The organism is Leifsonia sp. C5G2, from assembly GCF_013359685.1.
In the GTDB taxonomy this organism is placed as follows: Bacteria; Actinomycetota; Actinomycetes; order Actinomycetales; family Microbacteriaceae; genus Leifsonia.
The window spans coordinates 1-21,429 of record NZ_JABFMV010000026.1 but is presented as its reverse complement, the minus strand read 5'-3'; the positions used below and the strand labels follow the sequence as shown (position 1 = coordinate 21,429).

The following is a 21,429-nucleotide window of genomic DNA, read 5'->3' as shown; positions in this document are numbered from 1 at the left end:
CAAATGAGACCTAAGACGCGACTCAGGTGAGACCTATGTCGCGACTCAAGACAACGTGGCGAGTGAGGGATTCGAACCCCCGAAGTCGTAGACAGCTGATTTACAGTCAGATCCCTTTGGCCGCTTGGGTAACTCGCCATTGGCGCTCCCGACCACCAGTGTTCTCGTGACCGAAGGCGCCAGACAAGAATAGCCGTACGCGCGCCCGCACACGAAATCAGCGGGCGTTCAGGCTGCGAGCGCCACGATGCCGGCCTCGAGCGGGGCCGGGTGCAGCTCTGGCGGCGCCGCAATCGCGTCCCGCTCCGGCACGAGCGTCAGCACCTGCGCCTCGGCGAACTCGGCGGCGACGCTGGTGAGCAGCTCCCCCTCGGTGACGTCGAGCACGCGGCACAGCGCTGCGAGGATCTCGGACGAGGCCTCCTTGCGGCCGCGCTCGATCTCGGAGAGGTAGGGCACCGACACCCGCGACTCCTCGGAGAGTTCGCGCAGCGTCGTGCCGCGCTCCGTCCTGATCCGGCGGAGCACCGATCCGATCGCGTGCCGCAGAAGCATGGCCTCAGCCTATGTCGGAGCGGGTGGGCACGCGCTAGAGGGTTCCGGCGGTTCTGCTGTGGGCAGAATCCCGCGAGCCCGCTGACACGATCGCGACACCCCGGTGCGCCTGCCGCCGATGTCGGTGGTCGGGCGCACAATCGTGGGCATGAGAACGTTGGAGATTTGCGAACGGTGCGACGGCACGGGGGCCGACCCCTTCCAGCACAGCGAGGAGATCACCGTCTGCGTCGAGTGCAGCGGCGACGGCTGCCACGTCACCTACTACGCGGAACTCGCGCAGACCGCCTGAGCCCGTCCACTCGGGCGTCTCCCCTGACGCGACCCGATCTCCCTGGCGGCCCCCGTCGGAACGACCGTCATCGTCGTGGATGAGACGATGGAGCGGCGACGAGGAGACGGGGCATCGATGAACAGAGCGGAACGGCAGCACGTCGGCGCGCGGGCGGCCGTCGCGTGACCGGAGGCGACCACCTCATCCACTCGGCCCGGCTGGTCGACGGCGGCACCGTCGTCGACGACGGCTGGGTGCGATTCTCCGGCGGCACCGTCGCGGCGGTCGGATCCGGCTCGTCCTGGCGATCGGAGCCCGCCGTCGCGACCACGGACGCCGCGGGCGCGTGGCTCACGGCCGGCTTCGTCGACATCCACGTGCACGGTGGGGGCGGTGCGAGCTTCGACGACGGCGGCGAGTCGATCGCCCGGGGGCTCGACCTGCACCAGCGCCACGGGACCACCCGGGCCGTGATCTCGCTGGTGACCGCCCCGGTCGACGAGCTCGCCGGCCGCGTGCGCGGGGTCACGGAGCTCATGGGGTCCGACCCGCGCATCCTCGGTTCGCACCTGGAGGGCCCGTTCCTCGACGTCGGGCACAAGGGCGCGCACGAGCCGTCGCTGCTGCGCCCCGCGACCCCGGCCGACATCGACGTGCTTCTGGAGGCCGCGGGCGGCACCCTGCGGCAGATCACGATCGCGCCGGAGCTTCCGGGTGGGATGGACGCGGTCCGCGCGTTCGCGGACGCGGGCGTCGCCGTCGCGGTCGGGCACACGGGCGCCGACTACGCACAGGCCCTCGCGGCCTTCGAGGCGGGCGCGACCATCCTGACGCACGCGTTCAACGCCATGCCCGGCCTGCACCACCGCGCCCCGGGCCCGGTCGCCGCCGCCGCGAGGACGCCGGGCGTGACGCTGGAGGTCGTCGGCGACGGGGTCCACGTCCATCCCGAGGTCGTGCGGATGCTGTTCGCCTCGGCACCCGGCCGCATGGCCCTGGTGACGGACGCGATGGCCGCGGCTGGCTCGGAGGACGGCGACTACCTGCTCGGCTCGTTGGCGGTCGAGGTGCGCGGCGGTGTCGCGCGGCTCGCGGTCGGCGGATCGATCGCCGGCTCGACCCTCACGCTCGACGACGCGCTGCGCCGTACGGTGCGCGAGGCGGGTGTGTCGGTCGCCGAGGCGGTGCGTGCCATCACCGAGACGCCGGCCGCCGCCGTGGGCCATGCTCACGACCTCGGGCGACTCGTTCCCGGTTACGCGGCGGACGCCGTGCTGCTCGACGACGACTTCGCGGTGCGCGCGGTCTGGCGCGACGGCGTGCAGGTGGTCTGAGGCTCCCGCCGGGAGGGTCGTACGCTCAGGCGGCGGCCTTCGCGGTCGCGAGGTCGTCGAACAGCTCGGTGTTGAAGCGGAACGCCAGCCCCACCTCGCCGATGACCCGGTCGCGCTCCTCCTCGGTCCACTGGACCGCATCCAGCTGCGACCGGTAGGTGTCCTTGAACAGCTTGGGCTTGGCGATCTCGGCGAACAGGTAGAACCCCACGCCGTTCGTGTCGAACCCGTACTGCCGCTGCAGGAGGGTGCGGATGATCTGGCCGCCCGACAGGTCGCCGAGGTACCGCGTGTAGTGGTGCGCGATGAAGCCGCCGGGCCAGCTACTGCCCACCTCGCGGATGCGGGCGGTGTAGCGCATGGTGGACGGCAGCGGTGCGATGCGGTCCCGCCACCCCGCACCGAGCAGGAACTCCAGGTCGGCCTCGATCGCCGGCAGCCGGGTCAGCTTCGGGCTGATGAACAGGGCCGCGACCGGGTCGTCGGCCATCCCCTCCGCCGCCTGCTCCAGCGCCTCGTAGATGAAGTAGTGCTGCCCCAGCAGCGCGATGTAGTCGTCGCGGGAGCCCTTGCCGCTCATCAGGTCCTGCATGAAGACCGCGCCTTCGCTCTCCTGGTGGACGCCGCGGGTGCGTTCCCGCAGCGCCTCGGAGAAGGGGATGGGTTCGGCCATGTCGGGTCTCCTGCTCAGGTAAGGCTTACCTAAGCCTCTCCTACGGCGACCGTCAGCGTCAAGGCGGGGGCGGCGCGTCGACCGACCGCGCCGACCCCGGGGCCCGATCGTTCAGCGCTCAGACGCTCGGCGCGGGCGTCGGCGTCGCCTTCGCCGTGTGTGCGCGCACCGGGACGTGCACGATGCGCGTCGCCGCGACAGTGTCCCCCGTGCGCTTGCCGAGCACGCCGATTCGGCTCCCGGTCGTGAAGCTGTCACGGGTGGCCGGCGCCTTCTTCGTGCCGAACGCCGTCGAGGAGCTGAGTGTGACCGTGAGCGTCTTCCCGGAGGCGGCCTTGATCGTCCAGGTGTCGCCGTTCACCGCCGTCAGAGTGCCGACGGCTCCGTGCTCGGCACGCTTGGCGTGCGCCTTCTTCTTGTGCGCGGTCGAGTGCATGGCGGTGTTGTCGGAGACCGGCGCCACCGCCGCCGGCTGCGTGCTCGCCACCGCGGCGGAGACGCCCCACGCGGTCCCACCGGCGACGACGACCACGGCCAGCACGGCCGCGGCGATGCCGACGCCGATCGCGTGGCGGCGGAGGAAGGAGGGGGCGGATGCGGGCGCCGGCGATGCGGCGGGCGCGGCCGGGGTGGCGGGCGCGGTTCCGAGGGGCTCGGTGTCGAACGGTTCGGTGTCGTGATTGTCCATACCGGAAGTGTCGCAGGGGGATGTCAGCGCTCCGCCGGGGGAATGTAAGAGGACGGTAAGGAGACCGAGAAGGCCGCGCCGCCCTCCGGAGCCGGCCGCACCTCGAGCGTCCCGCCGAGCCTGCCCACGAGCCGGCGGGCGATCGACAGCCCGAGTCCCGTACCCACCGGCCGCACGTCCCGGTAGCGGGCGTGCAGCTCCCCCCGCTCGAAGGCGACCGCGGTGTCCTCCAGGGTGAGCCCGGGACCGCCGTCGCGCACCTCGACCCGCACGCCGCGACCCCCGGCGACGGAGACGACCACCGGGGCGCCCTCCGGTGTCACCCGCAGGGCGTTCTCGATGAGTCCGTCGACCACCTGCCGCAGGCGCGACTCATCGGTGTCGACGGGCACCGGGCCGCTGGGCAGCTCGTCCCGCAGCACCACGCCGGCCCGGGAGGCGACCCCGCTCCACGCCGCGACCGCCCGCTCCACGGTCTCCCGGGCGTCGAAGTGCTGCGGGTCGAGACGGAAGTCGTCGGCCTCCAGTCGCGCCAGCTCGAGCAGATCGTCGAGGAACCGCCGCAGTCGGTCGGCCTCGGCGGTCAGGGTGCCGCCAACGCGGGGGATGTCGCCCGACGGGACGACGCCGTCGGCGAGCGCCTCGGCGTAGCCCCGGATGGCGGTGAGCGGTGTTCGGATCTCGTGCGACACCGAGAGGAGGAATTCGCGCTGCCGGTCCTCGCTGACGGAGAGCGCGGTGTCGAGCCCCCGCAGCGCCTGCGCGATGTCCTCGATCTCGGCCACCGGCTCCCGCTCGATCGCGACGCCGCGGCGACCGGAGGCCAGCTCCCGCGCGCGCCCGGCGAGGCGGGTGAGCGGTCTCCCCAGCCGCCTCGCCAGCAGGACGCCCGCGACCGACGCCACCGCGAGTCCGAGCACCAGGGCGAGCGCCAGCCAGCGGATCAGCTCCGCACTGGCGGCCGAGATGTCGGCGACCTTGCGGACCCCGACCACCCCGCCGCCATCGGACGTGGGGATGCCTACGAGAACCGCATCCTTGTCGCCCAGGGTCGTGGTGCCGGACACCACCCGCCCGGCGCGCAGTTCGCGGACGACCGCGTCGCCCACCGACGAGCGCGCGGCACCGGTGACCGTCCCATCCGGCTCGACCACCGCGAAGCGGTCGCCGAGCGCCGCCAGCCGCGTCGCGGCCAGGTGCGAGCCCGTCGCCCGGGCGGCGACCAGCGCGGTCGCCTGCGCCTTCAGCTGCTGCCGCGCCTGGCTCTCGACGACGCCCTGCACCACCTGCAGGGCGACGATGCCGGTCACGACCACAGCGATCAGGCTCACCGCGAAGGTGCCGAGCATGATCCGGGCGGTGACGGATGCGATCCAGGGCCGTGCGGCGCTCACCGCGTCACGCCTCCTGCTCGGCCGCGCTGTAGCCGACCCCGCGCACGGTGTGGATGACAGCTGCGGCGGAGCCGAGCTTGAGGCGCACCTGCGCCACGTGGACGTCGACGGTCCGGCTACTGCTGTAGTCCGCCACGCCCCAGACGGAGGAGAGCAGCTGCTCGCGAGTGAACACCCGGCCCGGCTGCGACATCAGGTGCTCGAGCAGGTCGAACTCCGTCGCCGTGAGCGCCACCCGCGCACCGCCGACCTCCACCCTCCGCCGGACGGGATCGAGCACGACCGTCCCGATCGTCCGCACCGGCGCACCGGCCGGCACGGAGGCCCGGCGGATGAGCGCCCGGACCCTCGCCACGAGCTCGCGCGGCGAGAACGGCTTCGTCAGGTAGTCGTCGGCTCCCAGCTCGAGCCCCAGGATGCGGTCGACCTCGTCGTCGCGTGCGGTGACGAAGACCACGGGCGTCCAGTCGCCGCGGGCGCGCAGCGTGCGGCACAGCTCCAGCCCGTCCATCCCGGGGATGCCGATGTCGAGCACGATCGCCACCGGCCGGAGGCGCGCAACGGCTTCGAGGGCGCGGCCGCCGTCGCGCTCGATGTGGACGCCGAACCCGCCGTCGGCGAGGTACAGCCGCTCGAGATCGGCGATGGTCGGCTCGTCCTCGACGACCAGCACCAAGCCCCTGTCCTCGCCCACACTCTCATCATGGCGGTACGCCCCCGCTCGCGGGCGAGATCCGCAGATGCCTTACCGGTTCTTTACAGTGGGTGCTCATAATTCTTCCGGTATCGGAAGCAATATGAGACGCTAAGGGAGGATCACAAGGGTTCCGACACCGGAAGGAATGTGAGTAGATGGTTGAGATCACCGCAGCCGAGGTCGCGCGCCGCCTCGGCGTCACCGACCGCCGTGCGCGCATGCTCCTAACCGACGGCACCATCAGAGGCAGGCAGCTACCCTCCGGGGACTGGCTCGCCGACAACGACGACGTCATCCGTTACCTGCAGCGCCGCCGGAAGGGCGCCGGGCGCGGCCTGGACCGCGCCACCGCGTGGGCAATCCTCTACGAGCTCTCCGGCGTCAGAGCAGCGCATCTGCTCCCCCGCGCCACCTACACCCGCGCGCGCGCTCGCATCCGAACCTGGCCCGCCGAACGGCTTGCGACCGAAGTCGCCAGCCGTACGACCACTCACCGCTACCGGTCTGCGAACGTCGCCAAAGCCCAAGCCGGCCTCATCCGCACCGCACGCGCCGCCTCTGACCTCATCGGCAGCGACCTTCTCCCCGACATGCGCCGGGTTGCCGGGTACGTCCCCGCCGACACCACGGTCGCTGATTACGCTCGCGCTCACTTCATGGTCGCCGACCCCTCCGGGCAGGACGTCCTCTACGAGAACACGGCACCCCTCCACAGCTATACGGAACCGCTCCCCGCCGTGGTCGCTGCAGACCTCGCTGTCTCCACCGATACCCGGGAGCGAAGCGCGGGCCTGCACGCACTCGACGAAATGAAGAGGTCATGGCTGCGATCGCACACACGCTGAACCTCGGCGATGACGACCTGCTCCCCGCGTGGGAGTCCGTCAAGGGCCTCTCCGAGGTGATGAACACCGGCGAGCTCACCATCGTCGGCGGACTGATGGTGTACCTCCACGCCACCAGAGGCGGGATCACCATGCCGCGTTCCACCGACGACGCCGACTTCCTCGTAGATGCGCTCGTGGACCGTGGCAGCCTCACCGCACTCGCAGCGGCAATGAGGCAGCTCGGGTTCCAGTTGAAGGACGACGAACGGTATGCCTACCGATTCATCCACCCGGATGGCCGGAAGATCGACGCGATGGTTCCCGACCACCTTCCAAAGAACCTCACCATCCGACTCCAGCGGAAACCTGCCCTCGAGGTACCCGCCGGCCAGCAAGCGCTCGACCGACGCGAGCTCTACCAGTTGACGTTCAACTCCGGCGCCGTAGTCACCGTCGGTGTCCCCGACGAGATCGGCGCCCTTGTCGCCAAGGGTGCGGCGTACCTCACCGACCAGCGTGACCCAGGCCGGCATCTCGAAGACGCAGCGACCCTGCTCGCGTCCATCGAGGACGCGTCAGCGCTCGACTACTCCAGGTCGACAAAGAACGATCGCGCCCGGCTCCGCGCAATCAAAGAGAACCTCACCGACGCGACAGCGGCACCGTGGGTGAACCTCGACGACCAGGCGCGACTCAGAAGCAGAGTGAACCTGGAACTGGTGATGACAGCAATGGGCGTCGAGTAGAGAAGCACTCGTCAAGGCATCCGGCTACTGCCCAGACAGGACGAGCAGCCGCATCTGTTCCCGCGCCGGCGCAATCACGAGGGGGCCGCGGCCACCGACGGCCCGCCCTCGTAGACTGGAGGGAGCTCAACCGGGAAGGACGGACATCATGGCAGACTCCTCGTTCGACGTCGTCAGCAAGGTCGACAAGATGGAGGCGGACAACGCCGTCAACCAGGCCCGCAAAGAGGTGGATCAGCGCTACGACTTCAAGAACGTCGGCGCCTCCGTCGAGTGGAGCGGCGAGAAGGTGCTGCTGAAGGCCAACACCGAGGAGCGCGTGAAGGCCGTGCTCGAGGTGCTCGAGTCGAAGTTCATCAAGCGCGGGATCACGCTCAAGTCGCTCGACACCGGCGCGCCGTACGCGTCCGGCAAGGAGTTCCGCATCGAGGTCGGGCTGAAGAACGGCATCGAGCAGGACGCCGCGAAGAAGATCAACAAGCTGATCCGCGACGAGGCGCCCAAGAGCGTCAAGTCGCAGATCCAGGGCGACGAGCTCCGCGTCAGCTCGAAGAGCCGCGACGACCTGCAGGCCACCATGGCCCTGCTCAAGAACGCGGACCTCGACGTGGCGCTGCAGTTCGTCAACCTGCGCTGAGGTAGCCCCGCATCCACCGCTCGATCGCGGCATAGGCCGCGGCCCGCGCGGGCGGCGCCGACAGGAAGACGTCGTGCAGCGCGTCCTGCACCCACGACACCGCCACATCGCCGGCCAGGCCGAGCGCGCGCTCGGCGATATCGCGCACCACCAGCACCACGTCGGAGGTCTGCATCGCCGGCGTCCAGTAGGGCAGGATCGTCGACCGCGCCGACAGCAGCGTCAGCACCGGCGCGTCGATGTGCAGCCCGGCTGCCACTCGCGCGTGCCCGGCGAGGACCGCGGTGAGCCAGGCGGGGTGCACGCGGAAGCCGCGCACCGGGCGCCAGGCCAGGTCGTAGTCCCACTCGCCGTCCATCGTGCGGGAGACGGTGCGCGTGTAGAAGCCCAGGTCGACGTTCGGCATCGCCGCCTTCGGATCGAGTCGCGCATGCAGGTCGATCAGCGGCGCAAGAGCCGCACGGCCGGCGGAGTGCGCCTGGAACTCCAGCCACGGGCTGTTCAGGATGAGCGCGTGCGCGCGTCCCGGATGCCGGTCGGCCCACAGGCTGAGGGTGAGACCGCCGGTCGAATGCCCGAGCAGGATGAGGCGGCGGCGGGACTCCTCGCCGTCCCGGTGCCCGATCGCATCCAGCGCCGCTGCGATGTCCTCGTCGTACACCGCGAGGTCGTCGACGAAGCCGGGGGTCTGCCCGTCGCGGAGGCTGCGGCCGTACTTGCGCAGGTCGAGCGCGTGGAAGCGCGCGCCCTGGTCGTGCCAGAAGCGGGCCAGCTCGGTCTGGAAGAAATAGTCCGACCAGCCGTGCACGTACAGCACGTCGGCGTCCGCCGCCGGTCCCCTGTGCAGGTGCAGTCGCGGCGGCGGCGAGTAGCGGACCAGCGTCGCCACCACGTCGCCCTCGGCGTCCGGGCGCAGCGGCAGCGTCAGCTGCTCGAAGTGCTCCCCGAGGATGTCGGGTCGCCACTCGGGCCGGGGAGCCATGCCCCGAGGCTACCGCCTACTCGGCGGAGGGCCCGCTCGCGACCGTCTCGGAGTTGGACACGCGCACCATCTCGTCGCGCGGGACCACCTTGATACGCACACGACCGCGCTCCGCGCCGAGCGCCTGCTCGTACGCGTCGAGGTTGTGCCAGCCGTCGAGGTTCGTGTACTCCACACCCCGCTCGCGCAGCAGGTTCTCCACAGATTCCTCGGAAGGGTCTGCGGGAGACCACCAGTTGCCCTGATCGTTGATCACATGCTTGATCGTCTCCATGGCATCCGACTTCGTGTGACCGATGAGCCCGACAGGGCCCCGCTTGATCCACCCGGTCGCGTAGACGCCGTACATGCGCTCGTTGTCGCCCTTGCGCAGCACCTGGCCCTCGTGGTTCGGGATAACGCCGTGCTTCCGGTCGAACGGGATGCCGGGGAGCGGCGAGCCGAAGTAGCCGACCGCGCGGTAGAGCGCGTCGATCTCGAGCTCCCGGATCTCGCCGGTGCCGCGCACGCCGCCCTCGCCGTCCGGCTCGGTGCGCTCGTAGCGCAGCGCGCGCACGTTGCCGTGCTCGTCGCCGACCACCTCGAGCGGCTTGGCGTAGAAGTGCAGGTGCAGCCGGCGCGAGGCGTTGCCGACCTCGCGCTGCCGCCACTGCTGCAGCACCCGGTCGATCACCATGACCTGCTTGTTGCTGGCGATGGCGGCCTTCGACTGCTCGTCGTAGTCGAAGTCCTCGTCGTACAGGATCATGTCGACGTCGCGCAGCTCGCCGAGCTCGCGCAGCTCCAGCGGCGTGAACTTGACCTGCGCGGGGCCGCGGCGGCCGAAAACGTGCACGTCGGTGACAGGCGACGCCTTCAGGCCCTCGTAGACATTGTCGGGGATCTCGGTGGGCAGCAGGTCGTCCGCGTGCTTCGCGAGCATCCGGGAGATGTCGAGGGCGACGTTGCCGTTGCCGATCACGGCGACCGACTTCGCCTCCAGCGGCCAGGTGCGCGGCACGTCGGGGTGGCCGTCGAACCAGCTGACGAAGTCGGCGGCGCCGTACGAGCCGTGCAGCTCGACACCGGGGATCTCGAGGTCGGCGTCGCGCACGGCGCCCGTCGCGAAGATCACGGCGTTGTAGTGGCGCTTGAGGTCGTCGAGCGTGATGTCGCGGCCGAACTCCACGTTGCCGAAGATGCGGATGTCGCCGCGGTCGAGCACCTCGCGCAGGGCGGTGATGATGCCCTTGATGCGCGGGTGGTCCGGGGCGACGCCGTAACGCACCAGGCCGTAGGGGGCGGGGAGCTGCTCGAACAGGTCGATCGACACATCGAAGGCCCGCTCCGCCTTCAGCAGGATGTCGGCGGCGTAGATGCCCGCCGGGCCGGCGCCGACGATGGCCAGTCGCAGTTTGGTCATGCGTTGATTCCTTCTGGGGTTGCTTGTCGCTCAGCTGGAGCGTTCGACGATGGTGTCCGCGAACCGGACCAGCGCCTTCTTCACGGGGCCGTCCGGCAGGGGCGAGAGCGCCTCGACGGCCTCCCGGGCCCAGCGGTGCGCCTCCTCCAGCGTCTGCCGGGTGACGTCGTGCTCGCGAAGGGCGGCGATCGCCTCCATGGCGGCGGGGGTGACCTCGCCGTCCTCGGCCGAGCCGATGACATCCCGTTCGAGCCGGTCGAGCAGCGCCGCCGCCTCCGCGTCGGCCGCCGCGCGCTCGCGCAGACGGAGCACGGGAAGAGTCGCGACGCCGGCGCGGAGGTCGTTGCCCGGCGTCTTGCCGGTCTCCGCGACCCCCTGCGACGACAGGTCGATCACGTCGTCGATCAGCTGGAACGCGACGCCGATCTTCTCGCCGAAGACGACGACGGGCTGCTCGTACTCCTCGGGAGCGTTGGAGAACACGACGCCCATCTGCGCGGCGACGGCGATCAGCGAACCGGTCTTGTCCTCGAGCACCCGGATGTAGTGCTCGACCGGGTCCTCGTCCTCGCGCGGTCCGATGGTCTCGTGCAGCTGGCCGAGGCAGAGCCGCTCGAAGGTGTCGGCCTGGAGCTGGATGGCCCGCTCGCCGAGCGCCGAGACGAGCTTGCTCGCGCGCGCGAACAGCAGGTCGCCGGTCAGCACGGCGACCGAGTTGCCCCAGACGAACTGAGCACTCGGGACGCCGCGGCGCATCTGCGAGTCGTCCATGACGTCGTCGTGGTAGAGCGACGCGAGGTGCGTGATCTCGACGGCGGCCGCCGCCTGGATCACGTCGCCGTTGGTGCCGTCGCCCAGCTGCGCCGCGAGCAGGGTGAGCATGGGGCGCACCCGCTTGCCGCCGGCCTCCAGCAGGTAGCGAGCGGTGACGTCGGCGAGGTTGTCGGCGAAGTGCATCTCGCGGTGCAGGCCCTCTTCGACCTGCGCCAGTCCGTCGTCGACGGCGGTCGCGAGCTCGCGGTCCTCACCGCGGAGGAAGATCCGTTCGGTGAAGCCCAGTTGGCTGGTCAGCGACGGTCGCCGAACAACCGGGACACTTCGTGGCACTACTCCCCCTCGGACGGGACGGCGGATGCGGAATCGGTCGGTTTCGGCTTGGGCTTCCGCGTCGCGGTGGTCTTCGGCGCGGAGGTCGACGCCGGCTTCGGTGCGGCGGTGGTCTTCGGCTGCGCGGTCTTGGGCTGCGCGGTCTTCGGCTGCGAGCCTGCCTTCGCCGAGGACTTCGACGCAGCGGCGGGCTTCGGATTGGACGCCGCAGCCGCCTCGGGCTTCTGCTTCGGCGCCGCCCTGGGCTTCGCCGCGGCCTTCGGCTTCGCCGCAGGAGCCGCCACCGGCGCCTCCTCGACGATCGCCCGCTCGGGCTTGAACCCGCGATGAAGCGCCACGATCCCCGCGGTCAGGTTGCGGTACGCGACGCGCTCGAAGCCTGTCTCGCGCAGCCAGCCGGCGAGCGCCTGCTGGTCGGGCCAGGCCTGGATCGACTCCATCAGGTACTCGTAGGCGGCTGGGTTGGAGCTGGCCACGCGGGCGAGCACCGGCATCCCGTACTTGAGGTAGGCGGCGTAGCCGGCGCGGATGGGAGCGAGCGGCGGCTGCGAGAACTCGCACACCACGACCCGGCCGCCCGGGCGCACCACGCGGTAGAACTCGGCGAGCGCCTTCTTCGGGTCGACGATGTTGCGCAGGCCGAACGAGATCGTCACCGCGTCGAACGAGTCGTCGTCGAACGGCAGCGCGGTCGCGTCGGCCTGGACGAAGCGCACGAAGGGGTTGTCCGCCTGGCGGCGGCGGCCCACCTCGATCATGCCCTCGGAGAAGTCGGCGGCGACGACGGAGGCGCCGTTGCGTGCGAGGGAGGCGCTCGACGTGCCCGTTCCCGCCGCGACGTCGAGGATCGTCTCGCCTGCGCGCGGCGCGACGGCCCGCGTCGTCGCCACACGCCACAGCGCCGCGTTGCCGGCCGACAGGACCGCATTCGTCCTGTCGTAGCGCGTCGACACCTGGTCGAACATGGCGGCGACCTGGGCGGGCTGCTTGCTGAGGTCGGCCTTACTCACCCCACCAGCTTAGGCTGCGGTCCCGGTCGCCTGCATTCCAGCGGCAGGATGCACGCCGAACGGTCAGGAGGCGGCGTAGCGTCGGGTGCACCGGTTCAGTACCGCTGCCCCAGCGCCTTGGCCCTGAGCGCGTCGAACTCGCCCGGGCTGATGACGCCCTGGTCGAGCAGCGTCTGCGCCTGCTGGATGTCGGCGGCCGGCGTGGCCGACGCCGTCGGATGCTGCCCCCAGGTGTCGTCCTCCGGGACGGTGGCCTGGCGCGCCAGGTTGCGCTCCGCCATCCCGCGACCGCGCGCGATCAGGTACACGAGCACGCCGAGCACCGGGAAGAACACGAGGAAGATCACCCAGAGCGCCTTCCACCAGCCGTTCAGCTGGTGGTCCCGGAACAGGTCCACCAGCACGGTGAACAGCACCATCAGGAACGCGACGAACGCGAAGATCCAGAAGACGTACAGGAAGACGCTCCACAACGTGCCCATCTCGGACTCCTCTCGATGGGGCACACCGTAATGCCGCGTGACGAGTCGTGGCTAGAACGCATTTCCGCGGGCGCGCTGGGTCGCGGGGACTAGCATGGGCGCCCCAGGCGCTCGCACTGCGACGGCGCGGCGGGACGAGGAGGCGACGGTGTCCGACGACACGTACTGGACGGGCGATCCCTACGAGCTGCTGCGAGCGGGCCCCGGATTCCGCCTCGCCGACCAGCCGACGGACGCGACGCCCGGTTTCAGGGGCGGGAAGACCGACCGGGAGAAAGCGCTGGCGGACGGCGAGAGCGTCCTGGCCGGCCTGCAGGAGCTGCTGTTCGCGTGCGGCCGGGAGGGCGAGTCCCGGTCTGTGCTGCTGGTGCTGCAGGCGATGGACACCGCGGGCAAGGGCGGGATCGTCTCCCACGTCATCGGCGCGATGAACCCCGGCGGCGTCCACTACGCGGGGTTCGGGAAGCCGACACCGGAGGAGCTCGCGCACGACTTCCTCTGGCGGGTGTGGCGCGAGGTGCCGAAGGCCGGCCAGGTCGGGGTCTTCGACCGCAGCCACTACGAGGACGTCCTGATCGGACGGGTCCGCAACCTGGCCCCCGCGGACGAGATCGAGCGCCGTTACGGCGCGATCAACGCGTTCGAGCGGGAGCTCACCGAGGCCGGGACCACGATCGTCAAGGTCATGCTGCACCTGGGCCGCGACGAGCAGAAGAAGCGGCTCGCCGCCCGCCTGGAGCGCCCGGACAAGCTCTGGAAGTTCAATCCCGCCGACGTGGACGAGCGCCTCCGCTGGGACGGCTACCAGGATGCGTACCAGCTCATGCTGGAGCGCACCTCCACCGAGCACGCGCCGTGGTTCGTCGTCCCCGCCGACCACAAGTCGTACGCCAGGGTGGCCGTGCAGCAGCTGCTCACCGCGGCCTTGCAGCGGCTCGACCTGCGCTGGCCGAAGCCGGCCTACGACGTCGAGGAGCAGAAGCGGAGGCTCGCCGAGTCCTGAGCCGCGGCTCTCAGCCGAACGCCTCCACGATCGGCCGGAACTTCATCGTGGTCTCCGCGAGTTCGCGGTCCGGGTCGGAGTCCGCGACGATGCCCGCGCCGGCGTAGGCGGTCAGGTCGCCGTCCGGGGTCACCTGCGCGCAGCGGAGGGCGATCGCCCACTCGCCGTCGCCGTCGCCGCCGACCCAGCCGACCGGGCCGGCGTAGCGGCCGCGGTCGAACGGCTCCAGCTCCCGGATGAGCGCAAGGGCGTCGCGGCGCGGGGTGCCGGCGACCGCGGCCGTCGGGTGGAGCGCAGCGGCGAGGTCGAGCGAGCTCGAGCCGTCGCTCAGCATGCCGGCGACGTCGGTGGCGAGGTGCCAGAGGTTCGGCAGCTTTAGGGCGAAGGGCTCGTCGCTCGCCGCAAGATCGGCGCTGTGCGGGCGGAGCGCATCCATCACGCTCGTCACGGCGAAGCGGTGCTCCCCCTGGTCCTTCGTGCTGGCCGCGAGGGTGGCCGCCGCGGCGGCATCCTTCGCGGCGTCCGTCCCGCGCGAGATGGTGCCGGCGAGAACGCGGGCGGTGACCGTGCCGTGGTGCACGCGCACCAGGGTCTCCGGCGACGAGCCCACGAGACCGTCGACCGCGAACGTCCAGCAGTCGGGGTAGCCGAGGGCGAGCTCGACCAGTGCGCGGCGGAGATCGGATTCCAGCGGGAGGTGGCCGCGCAGTTCGCGCGCGAGCACGACCTTGGAGAGGTCCTGCTCCCGGATGTGCTCGACCGCGCGCGCCACAGCCGAGCGGTAGCCGTCGTCGTCGAGCCGGCCGGGGAGGAGGCTCAGCCGGTACTCGTCGCCGAACGGGGTGGGGTGCGGCAGCACGGCGGACGGCGGTTCCCCTGCCCGCCGGATGCGCGTGATCCAGCTCCTGGCTCCCCGGCGCCCGATGATCAGCTCGGGGACGATGAGGGTGCTGGTCGCGGTGCTCTCGTCGTCGAAGGCGAACGTGCCGAAGGCCACGAGTCCCGTCCCGGGGGTGCGCACCGCGTCGTCGACGACGGCTGCTGCGGCGGTGGCCCGCCAGGCCGCCGAGGCCTGCTGGATGCGGTCCGGTCCCGAGAACTCGAGCCGGAGCACCTCACCGACGGCGGCCATCCCCTCGCCTTTGCGCAGCCAGAGCAGCGGCGTGCGGGAGTCGAGGAAGGGGATGAGCTGGCGGACGTCATCGAGTGGAGCGGTCTCGGCCTCCAGGACCGTCACGCCAGTCTCCCGCCATGCGGTCGGGGCTGTACTCACCGGACCAGCCTACGCCCGCGAGGCTGTGCGCCCGGTGCGCGTCGGATGGGCGTCCGCTGCGCGTGGGAGAGTCCGGAATTGCAGGCAATGGAGGCTTTCAACACGTGGTATTTCGGGGCCGAAGCGCTCACGTTCGGATGTAACATGCTTCTATGCCCGTGCCCGTGACCGAAGCCGCAAGCCCCCGGCGGCTCATCCGAGACGAAGTCTTCCAGCGCCTCCTCGACGCCATCGTCGGAGGCGACCTCCTTCCCGGCGAGCAGCTCTACGACGCCGAGATCGAGCGGTGGGTGGGTGTCTCCCGGACGCCGGTGCGCGAGGCGCTCAACCAGCTCGCCGCGATGGGGCTGGTGGAGATCCTTCCGCAGCGGCGCACGCGCGTCACGCCCATCGACGCCGAGCGGCTGCGCCGGCTGATCGCGACCGTCGGCATCCTGGTCGCCGGAGTCGTCCGCGACGCGACCCCGCTCCTGACCGACGACGACCGCGAGGTGCTGCGAACCGCTGCCGACGGAGATGCCGCGACGGCGGTCCGCACCGGGCTCTCGGCCGACGGCTTCGTCGGCGTCTACGTCCGCCGCCTCGACAACGGCACCATCGCCCGCCTGCTCAAGCGCCACCTGCCCGAGGTGCAGCGCGCGCTGAACGCGGTCAAGTCCGACTCCGCGTTCGACAAGGCCCGCACGTCCGTCAAGGCTCTCGCCGATGCCGCCGTCGCCGGCAAGGCCGACAAGGCCGCCCGCGCCGCGGCCGACCTGTTCGACAAGACGCTTCCGGCGATCGCCGACGAGTTCGCGCCCACCCAGAAGGAGATGCGCTGATGCCGCTGCCCGTGAGCGACACCGCACCCGTCGAGCGGCGACTGCTGCGCGACGTGGTCTACGGCCGGCTGTACGAGGGCATCCTCGACGGCACCCTCGAGCCGGGCGAGACCCTGCTCGACGAGAAGCTCACCGCCTGGCTCGGCGTCTCGCGCACGCCCATCCGCGAGGCCCTGATGAAGCTCGCCGACCTCGGGCTCGTCGAAATGGCCCCCAATCGCTACACGCGTGTCGCGCCGATCGACCTCAAGGCGATCGACGAGGCGATCTACAGCACCGGCCTCCTGTACGAGAAGGCGGCGCGGACGTTCGTGCCGACCATCGACAACGCGACCATAGCGAGCCTCGACAAGGCGCTCAAAGAGGTGCGCAAGGCGTCGAAGGGCCGCGAGCTCCCCGCCCTCGGCCACGCCTTCAACGACTTCTTCCTCGACCTGGTCCGCTCGGGCGGCAACGACGTGCTCACCGCGATGAGCGAGGGCCTCAGCCCGCAGCTGCTGCGCTACGTGTCGGTCTGGCAGACGCCGTTCGGCGTCGACGACCTCCCGGGAGCCCTCGCCGACATCCTCGCCGCCGCGAAGGACCGCGACGGGGCGAAGGCGGGCGACCTCGTCAGGGAGCTCTACTCCGGGACGCTGACGCAGTTCCTTCAGGACTACCGCCGGCGTGATGTGGACATCGCCCAGAGCCCGGTGATCTGACCTCGCTCCCGCGAACCCGGCGGTCAGACCTCGAAGTCGACCGCCGCGCGCCCGGCCACGACCGAGCGGATGAAGCCCGCCACCTCCAGGTGCGCGGGGTGCTCCTGGTAGATCCGGATGTCGTCCAGGCTGTCGAAGTCGCTGATCAGCACGACGTCGAAGTCGTCGCCGGGCGCGACGGTCACGCCGACCTGCGCGGAGCGGAGCTCGGGGATGACGGCCGGCAGCGACTCCAGCCCGCTCTTGATGCGGGCGGCCTGCTCGGCGCGCTCCCGATCGTCGGTGGTCGCGAGCTTCCACGACACGACGTGGCGGATGGTCATCGGGCCTCCAGGATGGCGGTTCGCAGGCGGACGGGATCGACGCGCCAGTAGGTGTGCATGCGTCCGTCGACGAGCACGACGGGGATGTCCTCCACGTACTTCTCGTGGAGGTCAGGCTCCTGGAGGATGTCCCGCTCCTCCACCGTCACCGCCGGCGCACCGGCCGGCAGTTCGGCGATCACCGAGCGGACGACCTCCCTCGCGTCATCGCAGAGGTGGCAGCCGGGCTTGCCGATGAGCGTCAGGGACACGGTGGACACGCACCCACTCTAAACGGCACGGCCAGGACCCGAGGGCGCACAGCAAGAAGCGCCGGCCCGGGTGGACCGACGCTTGAGCCGCAGACCGGGGTCTACTTCTTGTTGCGACGCTGGTGGCGCGTCTTGCGAAGAAGCTTGCGGTGCTTCTTCTTCGCCATACGCTTGCGACGCTTCTTGATAACGGAACCCACGTAGACCTCACAAAGAATCAGGGGTATGCCGCGGGGCGCGCGGCGACACGAAGAGCAAGTCTACCCGACGTCACGCCGAGTCCGCGACGCCGCCCTCGCGGTAGGTGGCCGCATCGAGCAAATGCTCGACGGCGGACTCGGGAACACGGAACGAACGCCCGAAGCGGATGGCCGGCAGCTCACCCGCGTGGACGAGGCGGTACACGGTCATGCGGGATACGCGCATCATGTCGGCCACCTCGGCGACCGTCAGGAAGCGCACGTCCTTCAGGTCGTGTGCCATCGCTCTGTCCTCCTCTGTGGGGACATCGTACTCGCCGGGGTCAGTCCTTGCGCCACTTCTTCGGCGTCACACGCTCGGTGGCCGACGAGACCCGGTGGCGGGTGTCCGCGAGCACCTTTCCGACCGAGCTGGCGAACTCCCGCGTCTCCTCCGCCAGCCGGACGGTCAGGGCGACGTCCTCCTCGGATGCCGTGAAGGGAATGACCCAGTCCTCCACCGCCTCCAGGGGTCCGGCGTCGAGCCGGTAGTACCGGTGCTGGCCCTCCTCGCGGACGGACACCAGACCGGCCTCGCGCAGGACTTTGAGGTGCTTGGACACCGTCGGCTGGCTCAGTTCGAGCGTGGCGACGATCTCGGAGACGGATATCTCGCCGACGGAATGCGTCGCCTCCGAGTTGCGGTCGAGCAGCACGCGGAGGATGTCGCGGCGCGTCGGATCGGCGATCACGTCGAAGATGTCGGCCATGCCCCAAGGCTAGCCATTCGCCAGGCGCAGTACCATGTCCGGAGCCCGCCCCGACCAGACGAGACGACGGGAAGGACCGACAGATGAGCGCCACCCGGGTGGCCCGCGGCCTCCCCGCGACACCGGCCGGACGTGTCCGCGCGGCGATCAACGCCTTCGCGGCCCGCAGCCCGTCGCGGTTCGCGATCCTCGTGTTCGCCCTGCTGATCATGGTGTTCACGCTGCTGTTCTCGCTGCCGATCTCGTCGGCGAACGGACGCTGGACGCCGCTCGCCGACTCCCTGTTCACCGCCGTCTCCGTCATCTGCGTCACCGGCCTGTCCACGGTCGACATGGCCACCCACTGGTCCGTGTTCGGTCACCTGCTGGTCTACATCGGCGTGCAGGTGGGTGCGGTCGGTGTGCTGACGATGGCATCCATCCTCGGACTCGTCATCTCCCGGAAGCTCGGGCTGCGGGCGAAGCTCATGGCGGCGAGCGACAGCAACCCGCTCCGGATGCACTCCGGGCCGGTGGCGGAGGGCCAGGCCGTACGGCTCGGCGAGGTCGGCAAGCTGCTGACGACCGTCGCGATCAGCATGGTCGTCATCGAGGGCGGCATCGCGCTGCTGCTGTTCCCGCGGATGCTGATCGCCGGGATCGATGTCGGCACGGCCGCGTGGGAATCGCTGTACTACTCGGCGATGGCGTTCACGAACACCGGGTTCACGCCGAACGCCGAGGGCATCCAGGCGTTCGCGACCGACTACTGGTTCCTCACGGCGCTGATGATCGGCGTGTTCCTCGGGGCGATCGGGTTCCCGGTGATCCTCGCCATCGCGTCGAACTTGCGGCAGAGACGGCGGCGGTGGTCGATCCACGTCAAGCTGACGCTGCTGACCTCCCTGATCCTGCTGGTGGCCGGCGCGGTGCTCTACATCGTGCTCGAGTACGACAACCCGAAGACCTTCGGACACCTGGATGCGGGGCACACCGTGTTCCAGTCCTTCTTCCTGTCCACGATGTCGCGTTCGGGGGGCTTCGCCACCATCCCGATCGACGATCTGCACGGCTCGAGCCTGCTGGTGACCGACATGCTGATGTTCATCGGCGGCGGCTCGGCCTCGACGGCCGGCGGCATCAAGGTGACCACCCTGGCGGTCCTGTTCCTGGCCGCTTTCGCCGAGGCGCGCGGTGTGGAGTCGATGGATGCGTTCAAGCGCCGCATCCCGATCGATGTGCTGCGGCTGTCGGTGTCGGTGGCGCTGTGGGGCGCGACGATCGTCGCGGTGTCGAGCATCCTCATCCTGCAGATCACGAAGGCGCCGCTCGACCACGTGCTGTTCGACGTCATCTCCGCGTTCGCGACCTGCGGCCTGTCGACGGGGTTGACCGAGCGGCTGCCGGACGCCGGCGTCTACGTGATGGCGGCCACGATGTTCTGCGGGCGCGTTGGTACAGTGACTCTCGCCGCCGCGCTGGCGCAGAGCCAGCGGCGCCAGCTGTACCACAACCCGGAGGAGAGGCCGCTCGTTGGGTGACCGGATCAAGCACAACGCGCCCGTCCTGGTGATCGGCCTCGGCCGCTTCGGCGCCGCCACCGCGGGCCAGCTCGACCGCCTGGGCCGCGAGGTGCTCGCCATCGACACCGACGCGAACCTCGTACAGAAGTGGGCCGACCGGGTCACCCACACCGTGCAGGCGGACGCCCGCTCGATCGAGACGCTGCGCCAGATCGGCGCGGAGGACTTCTCCATCGGCGTCGTCGCCGTCGGATCGTCGATCGAGGCGAGCGTGCTCATCACCGCCAACCTGGTCGACCTCAAAGTGCCGCAGATCTGGGCGAAGGCGATCTCGAAGTCGCACGGCAAGATCCTGGAGCGCATCGGCGCCAACCATGTGATCTATCCCGAGGCCGAGGCCGGCGAGCGCGCGGCGCACCTCGTCTCGGGCCGGATGCTCGACTTCATCGAGTTCGACGACGACTTCGCGCTCGTGAAGATGTATCCGCCGAAGCCGATCCGCGGCCTCCCGCTCGGCCAGTCCGGCGTCCGCTCGAAGCACAACATCACCGTCGTCGGCGTCAAGCCGCCCGGCCGCCCCTTCACCTACGCGACCCCCGACACCGTCGTCACCGACCACGACCTCATCATCGTCTCCGGCTCCTCCGCCGACATAGAGCGCTTCGCCGCCCTCGAATCCTGATCCCCTCCACCGTCCCTCCTCCGTCCCCAGCCGTCAGCTCCTGAGTTGTTCGACTCTTCTGCGGCGTGTTGCTCGAAGAACTCAGGAGCTGATGGCGTGGGTGTGGATAAGGGCTGACGTCACGCGCGGAACGGGCAGGATGTCGGGATGCTCGACAGTTTCACGGTCCGCCAAGGGTTGGACGCAGGCATCCGACGAGGATCGCTCTACGGTCGCGACTTCTCGAGGCCGTTCCGCGGGGTACGCTCCTACGCGCCGGTAGACGACGACCACGTGGCGAAGTGCCGGGCGTACTCCAGGCTAGGCCGGACGACGCAGATCTTCAGCCATCACTCCGCGGCGATGCTCCACGGCTTTCCGCTTCCACTCCACTCCCATCCGGACGACGTGCATGTTGCGGTCTTCGTTCCCGAAAAGCCGCCGCAGATGCGCGGAGTCGTCGCGCACGAGTTACGCCCTGCTGGCCACCGGATCGTGCAGGCGGAGGGGCTCCGCTGCTTCAGCGCTGAGGACACGTGGGCACAGCTTTCCGGCTCGCTCTCGCTCGGCGATCTCGTCATCATCGGGGACTGGCTGATCACCGGCGACGAGCCCTACTCGTGGACGCCCAGTCCATTGAGCAGGGCCGACCTCGAGCGCGCGCTCCGGCACCACGGCCGTCGGCAGGGCATCCGTCGTCTCCGCGAAGCGCTCGAACTGGTGCGGTACGGATCGTTGTCGCCGCAGGAGACCAGGTTGCGGCTCGAGCTCATGTCCGCCGGTCTCCCCGAGCCCGCGCTGAATCACCGCGTCGAGCACGGCGGCCACCCTGTCGCCATGGTCGACCTCGCCTATCCCGACCGTCGGCTGGCCATCGAGTACCTGGGCGACCACCACCGCACCGACACCCAGACATACCGCGAGGACATCCAGCGCCGGGAGCGGCTATCCGCAGCAGGGTGGGCGACCGTCTTCCTGACCGCCGACGACCTCCGCGGACCCGTCCCGCGTGCCGTCCTCACCGTCCGTAGGGCCTTCCATGCCCAGAGCTCCTGAGTTGTTCGACTTTCCTGCGGCGTGTCGCTGGAAGAACTCAGGAGCTGATGGCTGGGGACGCGAGGCGGGGGAGGGGGGAGG

At 70.2% G+C, this 21,429-nt stretch carries 27 protein-coding genes and 1 tRNA gene; 11 read left to right on the top strand and 17 right to left on the bottom strand.

The features are described 5' to 3' along the window. Positions 1 to 56 precede the first annotated feature (56 nt). Positions 57 to 138: transfer RNA gene (locus HNO83_RS19795), tRNA-Tyr, on the bottom strand. A 90-nt stretch (positions 139 to 228) separates the two neighbouring features. Next, complete coding sequence (locus HNO83_RS19790) at positions 229 to 555, bottom strand: helix-turn-helix domain-containing protein (RefSeq protein WP_175339251.1); 327 nt, start codon at positions 553 to 555, stop codon at positions 229 to 231. A gap of 148 nt (positions 556 to 703) precedes the next feature. Between HNO83_RS19790 and HNO83_RS19785 the strand changes: the two genes are divergently transcribed. Together HNO83_RS19785 and nagA are read left to right on the top strand one after the other, a co-directional pair. Then, positions 704 to 847 (top strand): hypothetical protein, encoded by a 144-nt coding sequence (locus HNO83_RS19785; RefSeq protein ID WP_175339229.1) that lies wholly within the window; start codon positions 704 to 706, stop codon positions 845 to 847. 164 nt (positions 848 to 1,011) lie between these two features. Then, positions 1,012 to 2,163, top strand: coding sequence for an N-acetylglucosamine-6-phosphate deacetylase (nagA, locus tag HNO83_RS19780; RefSeq protein ID WP_175339250.1), 1,152 nt, complete (start codon positions 1,012 to 1,014; stop codon positions 2,161 to 2,163). A gap of 25 nt (positions 2,164 to 2,188) precedes the next feature. On the opposite strand, the gene HNO83_RS19775 is transcribed toward nagA, so the two are convergent. From HNO83_RS19775 to HNO83_RS19760, 4 genes are all read right to left on the bottom strand, one after another. Further along, the gene (locus HNO83_RS19775) at positions 2,189 to 2,836 is read right to left on the bottom strand and encodes a biliverdin-producing heme oxygenase (protein ID WP_175339249.1); all 648 of its coding nucleotides are present in this window, start codon (positions 2,834 to 2,836) and stop codon (positions 2,189 to 2,191) included. Between the two features lie 118 nt (positions 2,837 to 2,954). Further along, entirely contained in the window at positions 2,955 to 3,524 is a 570-nt protein-coding gene (locus HNO83_RS19770) for a hypothetical protein (protein WP_175339248.1), read from the bottom strand. 23 nt (positions 3,525 to 3,547) lie between these two features. Beyond that, on the bottom strand, positions 3,548 to 4,918 hold the full coding sequence (locus tag HNO83_RS19765; protein ID WP_217499276.1) for a sensor histidine kinase: 1,371 nt from the start codon (positions 4,916 to 4,918) through the stop codon (positions 3,548 to 3,550). Between the two features lie 4 nt (positions 4,919 to 4,922). Then, complete coding sequence (locus HNO83_RS19760; RefSeq protein WP_175339247.1) at positions 4,923 to 5,612, bottom strand: response regulator transcription factor; 690 nt, start codon at positions 5,610 to 5,612, stop codon at positions 4,923 to 4,925. Positions 5,613 to 5,770: 158 nt separating this feature from the next. Here HNO83_RS19760 and HNO83_RS19755 point away from each other — a divergent pair, with 158 nt between their 5' ends. The 3 genes from HNO83_RS19755 to HNO83_RS19745 all read left to right on the top strand — a co-directional run bounded on the left by HNO83_RS19755 (position 5,771) and on the right by HNO83_RS19745 (position 7,825). Beyond that, positions 5,771 to 6,460, top strand: coding sequence for a hypothetical protein (locus HNO83_RS19755; protein WP_175339246.1), 690 nt, complete (start codon positions 5,771 to 5,773; stop codon positions 6,458 to 6,460). After that, complete coding sequence (locus tag HNO83_RS19750) at positions 6,436 to 7,188, top strand: hypothetical protein (protein WP_175339245.1); 753 nt, start codon at positions 6,436 to 6,438, stop codon at positions 7,186 to 7,188. The genes HNO83_RS19755 and HNO83_RS19750 overlap by 25 nt, the downstream gene beginning before the upstream one ends. Before the next feature lie 148 nt (positions 7,189 to 7,336). Next, positions 7,337 to 7,825, top strand: a complete 489-nt coding sequence (locus HNO83_RS19745; RefSeq protein WP_175339244.1) for a YajQ family cyclic di-GMP-binding protein — start codon at positions 7,337 to 7,339, stop codon at positions 7,823 to 7,825. Here HNO83_RS19745 and HNO83_RS19740 read toward each other — a convergent pair. From HNO83_RS19740 to HNO83_RS19720, 5 genes are all read right to left on the bottom strand, one after another. Beyond that, a complete protein-coding gene (locus HNO83_RS19740) occupies positions 7,812 to 8,807 on the bottom strand; it encodes an alpha/beta hydrolase (RefSeq protein ID WP_175339243.1) in 996 nt (331 codons plus the stop codon). The two genes, HNO83_RS19745 and HNO83_RS19740, sit on opposite strands and share 14 nt — an antisense overlap. Before the next feature lie 16 nt (positions 8,808 to 8,823). Then, complete coding sequence (locus tag HNO83_RS19735) at positions 8,824 to 10,209, bottom strand: FAD-dependent oxidoreductase (RefSeq protein WP_175339242.1); 1,386 nt, start codon at positions 10,207 to 10,209, stop codon at positions 8,824 to 8,826. A gap of 30 nt (positions 10,210 to 10,239) precedes the next feature. Then, the gene (locus HNO83_RS19730; RefSeq protein WP_175339241.1) at positions 10,240 to 11,316 is read right to left on the bottom strand and encodes a polyprenyl synthetase family protein; all 1,077 of its coding nucleotides are present in this window, start codon (positions 11,314 to 11,316) and stop codon (positions 10,240 to 10,242) included. Then, the gene (locus tag HNO83_RS19725; protein WP_175339240.1) at positions 11,316 to 12,326 is read right to left on the bottom strand and encodes a class I SAM-dependent methyltransferase; all 1,011 of its coding nucleotides are present in this window, start codon (positions 12,324 to 12,326) and stop codon (positions 11,316 to 11,318) included. Before HNO83_RS19725 ends, HNO83_RS19730 begins: the two co-directional genes overlap by 1 nt. Before the next feature lie 95 nt (positions 12,327 to 12,421). Next, positions 12,422 to 12,808 (bottom strand): PLDc N-terminal domain-containing protein, encoded by a 387-nt coding sequence (locus HNO83_RS19720; protein WP_175339239.1) that lies wholly within the window; start codon positions 12,806 to 12,808, stop codon positions 12,422 to 12,424. Between the two features lie 148 nt (positions 12,809 to 12,956). On the opposite strand from HNO83_RS19720, the gene HNO83_RS19715 reads away from it, so the two are divergent. After that, positions 12,957 to 13,811 carry a PPK2 family polyphosphate kinase gene (locus HNO83_RS19715; RefSeq protein WP_349627331.1) on the top strand — a complete coding sequence of 285 codons (855 nt, stop codon included), beginning with the start codon at positions 12,957 to 12,959 and terminating at the stop codon, positions 13,809 to 13,811. A gap of 10 nt (positions 13,812 to 13,821) precedes the next feature. On the opposite strand, the gene HNO83_RS19710 is transcribed toward HNO83_RS19715, so the two are convergent. Further along, positions 13,822 to 15,084 carry an isochorismate synthase gene (locus HNO83_RS19710; protein ID WP_349627330.1) on the bottom strand — a complete coding sequence of 421 codons (1,263 nt, stop codon included), beginning with the start codon at positions 15,082 to 15,084 and terminating at the stop codon, positions 13,822 to 13,824. 152 nt (positions 15,085 to 15,236) lie between these two features. On the opposite strand from HNO83_RS19710, the gene HNO83_RS19705 reads away from it, so the two are divergent. Continuing rightward, positions 15,237 to 15,905, top strand: coding sequence for a GntR family transcriptional regulator (locus tag HNO83_RS19705; RefSeq protein WP_175339237.1), 669 nt, complete (start codon positions 15,237 to 15,239; stop codon positions 15,903 to 15,905). Then, a complete protein-coding gene (locus HNO83_RS19700; RefSeq protein ID WP_175339236.1) occupies positions 15,905 to 16,606 on the top strand; it encodes a GntR family transcriptional regulator in 702 nt (233 codons plus the stop codon). Before HNO83_RS19705 ends, HNO83_RS19700 begins: the two co-directional genes overlap by 1 nt. A gap of 23 nt (positions 16,607 to 16,629) precedes the next feature. Here the strand turns inward: HNO83_RS19700 and HNO83_RS19695 are convergent, their stop codons facing one another. The 5 genes from HNO83_RS19695 to HNO83_RS19675 form a co-directional block, all read right to left on the bottom strand. Beyond that, positions 16,630 to 16,929 (bottom strand): Dabb family protein, encoded by a 300-nt coding sequence (locus HNO83_RS19695; RefSeq protein ID WP_175339235.1) that lies wholly within the window; start codon positions 16,927 to 16,929, stop codon positions 16,630 to 16,632. Beyond that, the gene (locus HNO83_RS19690; RefSeq protein WP_175339234.1) at positions 16,926 to 17,189 is read right to left on the bottom strand and encodes a glutaredoxin family protein; all 264 of its coding nucleotides are present in this window, start codon (positions 17,187 to 17,189) and stop codon (positions 16,926 to 16,928) included. Before HNO83_RS19690 ends, HNO83_RS19695 begins: the two co-directional genes overlap by 4 nt. A 92-nt stretch (positions 17,190 to 17,281) precedes the next feature. Then, a complete protein-coding gene (locus HNO83_RS19685) occupies positions 17,282 to 17,380 on the bottom strand; it encodes a 30S ribosomal protein bS22 (protein WP_003792170.1) in 99 nt (32 codons plus the stop codon). A gap of 70 nt (positions 17,381 to 17,450) precedes the next feature. Further along, entirely contained in the window at positions 17,451 to 17,663 is a 213-nt protein-coding gene (locus HNO83_RS19680) for a helix-turn-helix domain-containing protein (RefSeq protein ID WP_115696371.1), read from the bottom strand. A 40-nt stretch (positions 17,664 to 17,703) separates the two neighbouring features. Continuing rightward, the gene (locus tag HNO83_RS19675; protein WP_175339233.1) at positions 17,704 to 18,129 is read right to left on the bottom strand and encodes an ArsR/SmtB family transcription factor; all 426 of its coding nucleotides are present in this window, start codon (positions 18,127 to 18,129) and stop codon (positions 17,704 to 17,706) included. An 83-nt stretch (positions 18,130 to 18,212) separates the two neighbouring features. Here HNO83_RS19675 and HNO83_RS19670 point away from each other — a divergent pair, with 83 nt between their 5' ends. From HNO83_RS19670 to HNO83_RS19660, 3 genes are all read left to right on the top strand, one after another. After that, entirely contained in the window at positions 18,213 to 19,649 is a 1,437-nt protein-coding gene (locus tag HNO83_RS19670; RefSeq protein ID WP_175339232.1) for a TrkH family potassium uptake protein, read from the top strand. Beyond that, positions 19,642 to 20,313, top strand: coding sequence for a potassium channel family protein (locus HNO83_RS19665; protein ID WP_175339231.1), 672 nt, complete (start codon positions 19,642 to 19,644; stop codon positions 20,311 to 20,313). The genes HNO83_RS19670 and HNO83_RS19665 overlap by 8 nt, the downstream gene beginning before the upstream one ends. Before the next feature lie 147 nt (positions 20,314 to 20,460). Next, positions 20,461 to 21,348 carry a putative endonuclease domain-containing protein gene (locus tag HNO83_RS19660; RefSeq protein WP_175339230.1) on the top strand — a complete coding sequence of 296 codons (888 nt, stop codon included), beginning with the start codon at positions 20,461 to 20,463 and terminating at the stop codon, positions 21,346 to 21,348. The last annotated feature ends 81 nt before the right edge of the window (positions 21,349 to 21,429 follow it).

Coding starts and splice junctions, on each gene's coding strand:
- HNO83_RS19750 (WP_175339245.1), top strand. CDS start 6,436: ATGGCTGCGATCGCACACACGCTGAACCTCGGCGATGACGACCTGCTC.
- HNO83_RS19660 (WP_175339230.1), top strand. CDS start 20,461: ATGCTCGACAGTTTCACGGTCCGCCAAGGGTTGGACGCAGGCATCCGA.
- HNO83_RS19700 (WP_175339236.1), top strand. CDS start 15,905: ATGCCGCTGCCCGTGAGCGACACCGCACCCGTCGAGCGGCGACTGCTG.
- HNO83_RS19680 (WP_115696371.1), bottom strand. CDS start 17,663: ATGGCACACGACCTGAAGGACGTGCGCTTCCTGACGGTCGCCGAGGTG.
- HNO83_RS19720 (WP_175339239.1), bottom strand. CDS start 12,808: ATGGGCACGTTGTGGAGCGTCTTCCTGTACGTCTTCTGGATCTTCGCG.
- HNO83_RS19745 (WP_175339244.1), top strand. CDS start 7,337: ATGGCAGACTCCTCGTTCGACGTCGTCAGCAAGGTCGACAAGATGGAG.
- HNO83_RS19790 (WP_175339251.1), bottom strand. CDS start 555: ATGCTTCTGCGGCACGCGATCGGATCGGTGCTCCGCCGGATCAGGACG.
- HNO83_RS19705 (WP_175339237.1), top strand. CDS start 15,237: ATGCCCGTGCCCGTGACCGAAGCCGCAAGCCCCCGGCGGCTCATCCGA.
- HNO83_RS19695 (WP_175339235.1), bottom strand. CDS start 16,929: ATGACCATCCGCCACGTCGTGTCGTGGAAGCTCGCGACCACCGACGAT.
- HNO83_RS19775 (WP_175339249.1), bottom strand. CDS start 2,836: ATGGCCGAACCCATCCCCTTCTCCGAGGCGCTGCGGGAACGCACCCGC.
- HNO83_RS19785 (WP_175339229.1), top strand. CDS start 704: ATGAGAACGTTGGAGATTTGCGAACGGTGCGACGGCACGGGGGCCGAC.
- HNO83_RS19770 (WP_175339248.1), bottom strand. CDS start 3,524: ATGGACAATCACGACACCGAACCGTTCGACACCGAGCCCCTCGGAACC.
- HNO83_RS19735 (WP_175339242.1), bottom strand. CDS start 10,209: ATGACCAAACTGCGACTGGCCATCGTCGGCGCCGGCCCGGCGGGCATC.
- HNO83_RS19740 (WP_175339243.1), bottom strand. CDS start 8,807: ATGGCTCCCCGGCCCGAGTGGCGACCCGACATCCTCGGGGAGCACTTC.
- HNO83_RS19675 (WP_175339233.1), bottom strand. CDS start 18,129: ATGGCCGACATCTTCGACGTGATCGCCGATCCGACGCGCCGCGACATC.
- HNO83_RS19755 (WP_175339246.1), top strand. CDS start 5,771: ATGGTTGAGATCACCGCAGCCGAGGTCGCGCGCCGCCTCGGCGTCACC.
- HNO83_RS19670 (WP_175339232.1), top strand. CDS start 18,213: ATGAGCGCCACCCGGGTGGCCCGCGGCCTCCCCGCGACACCGGCCGGA.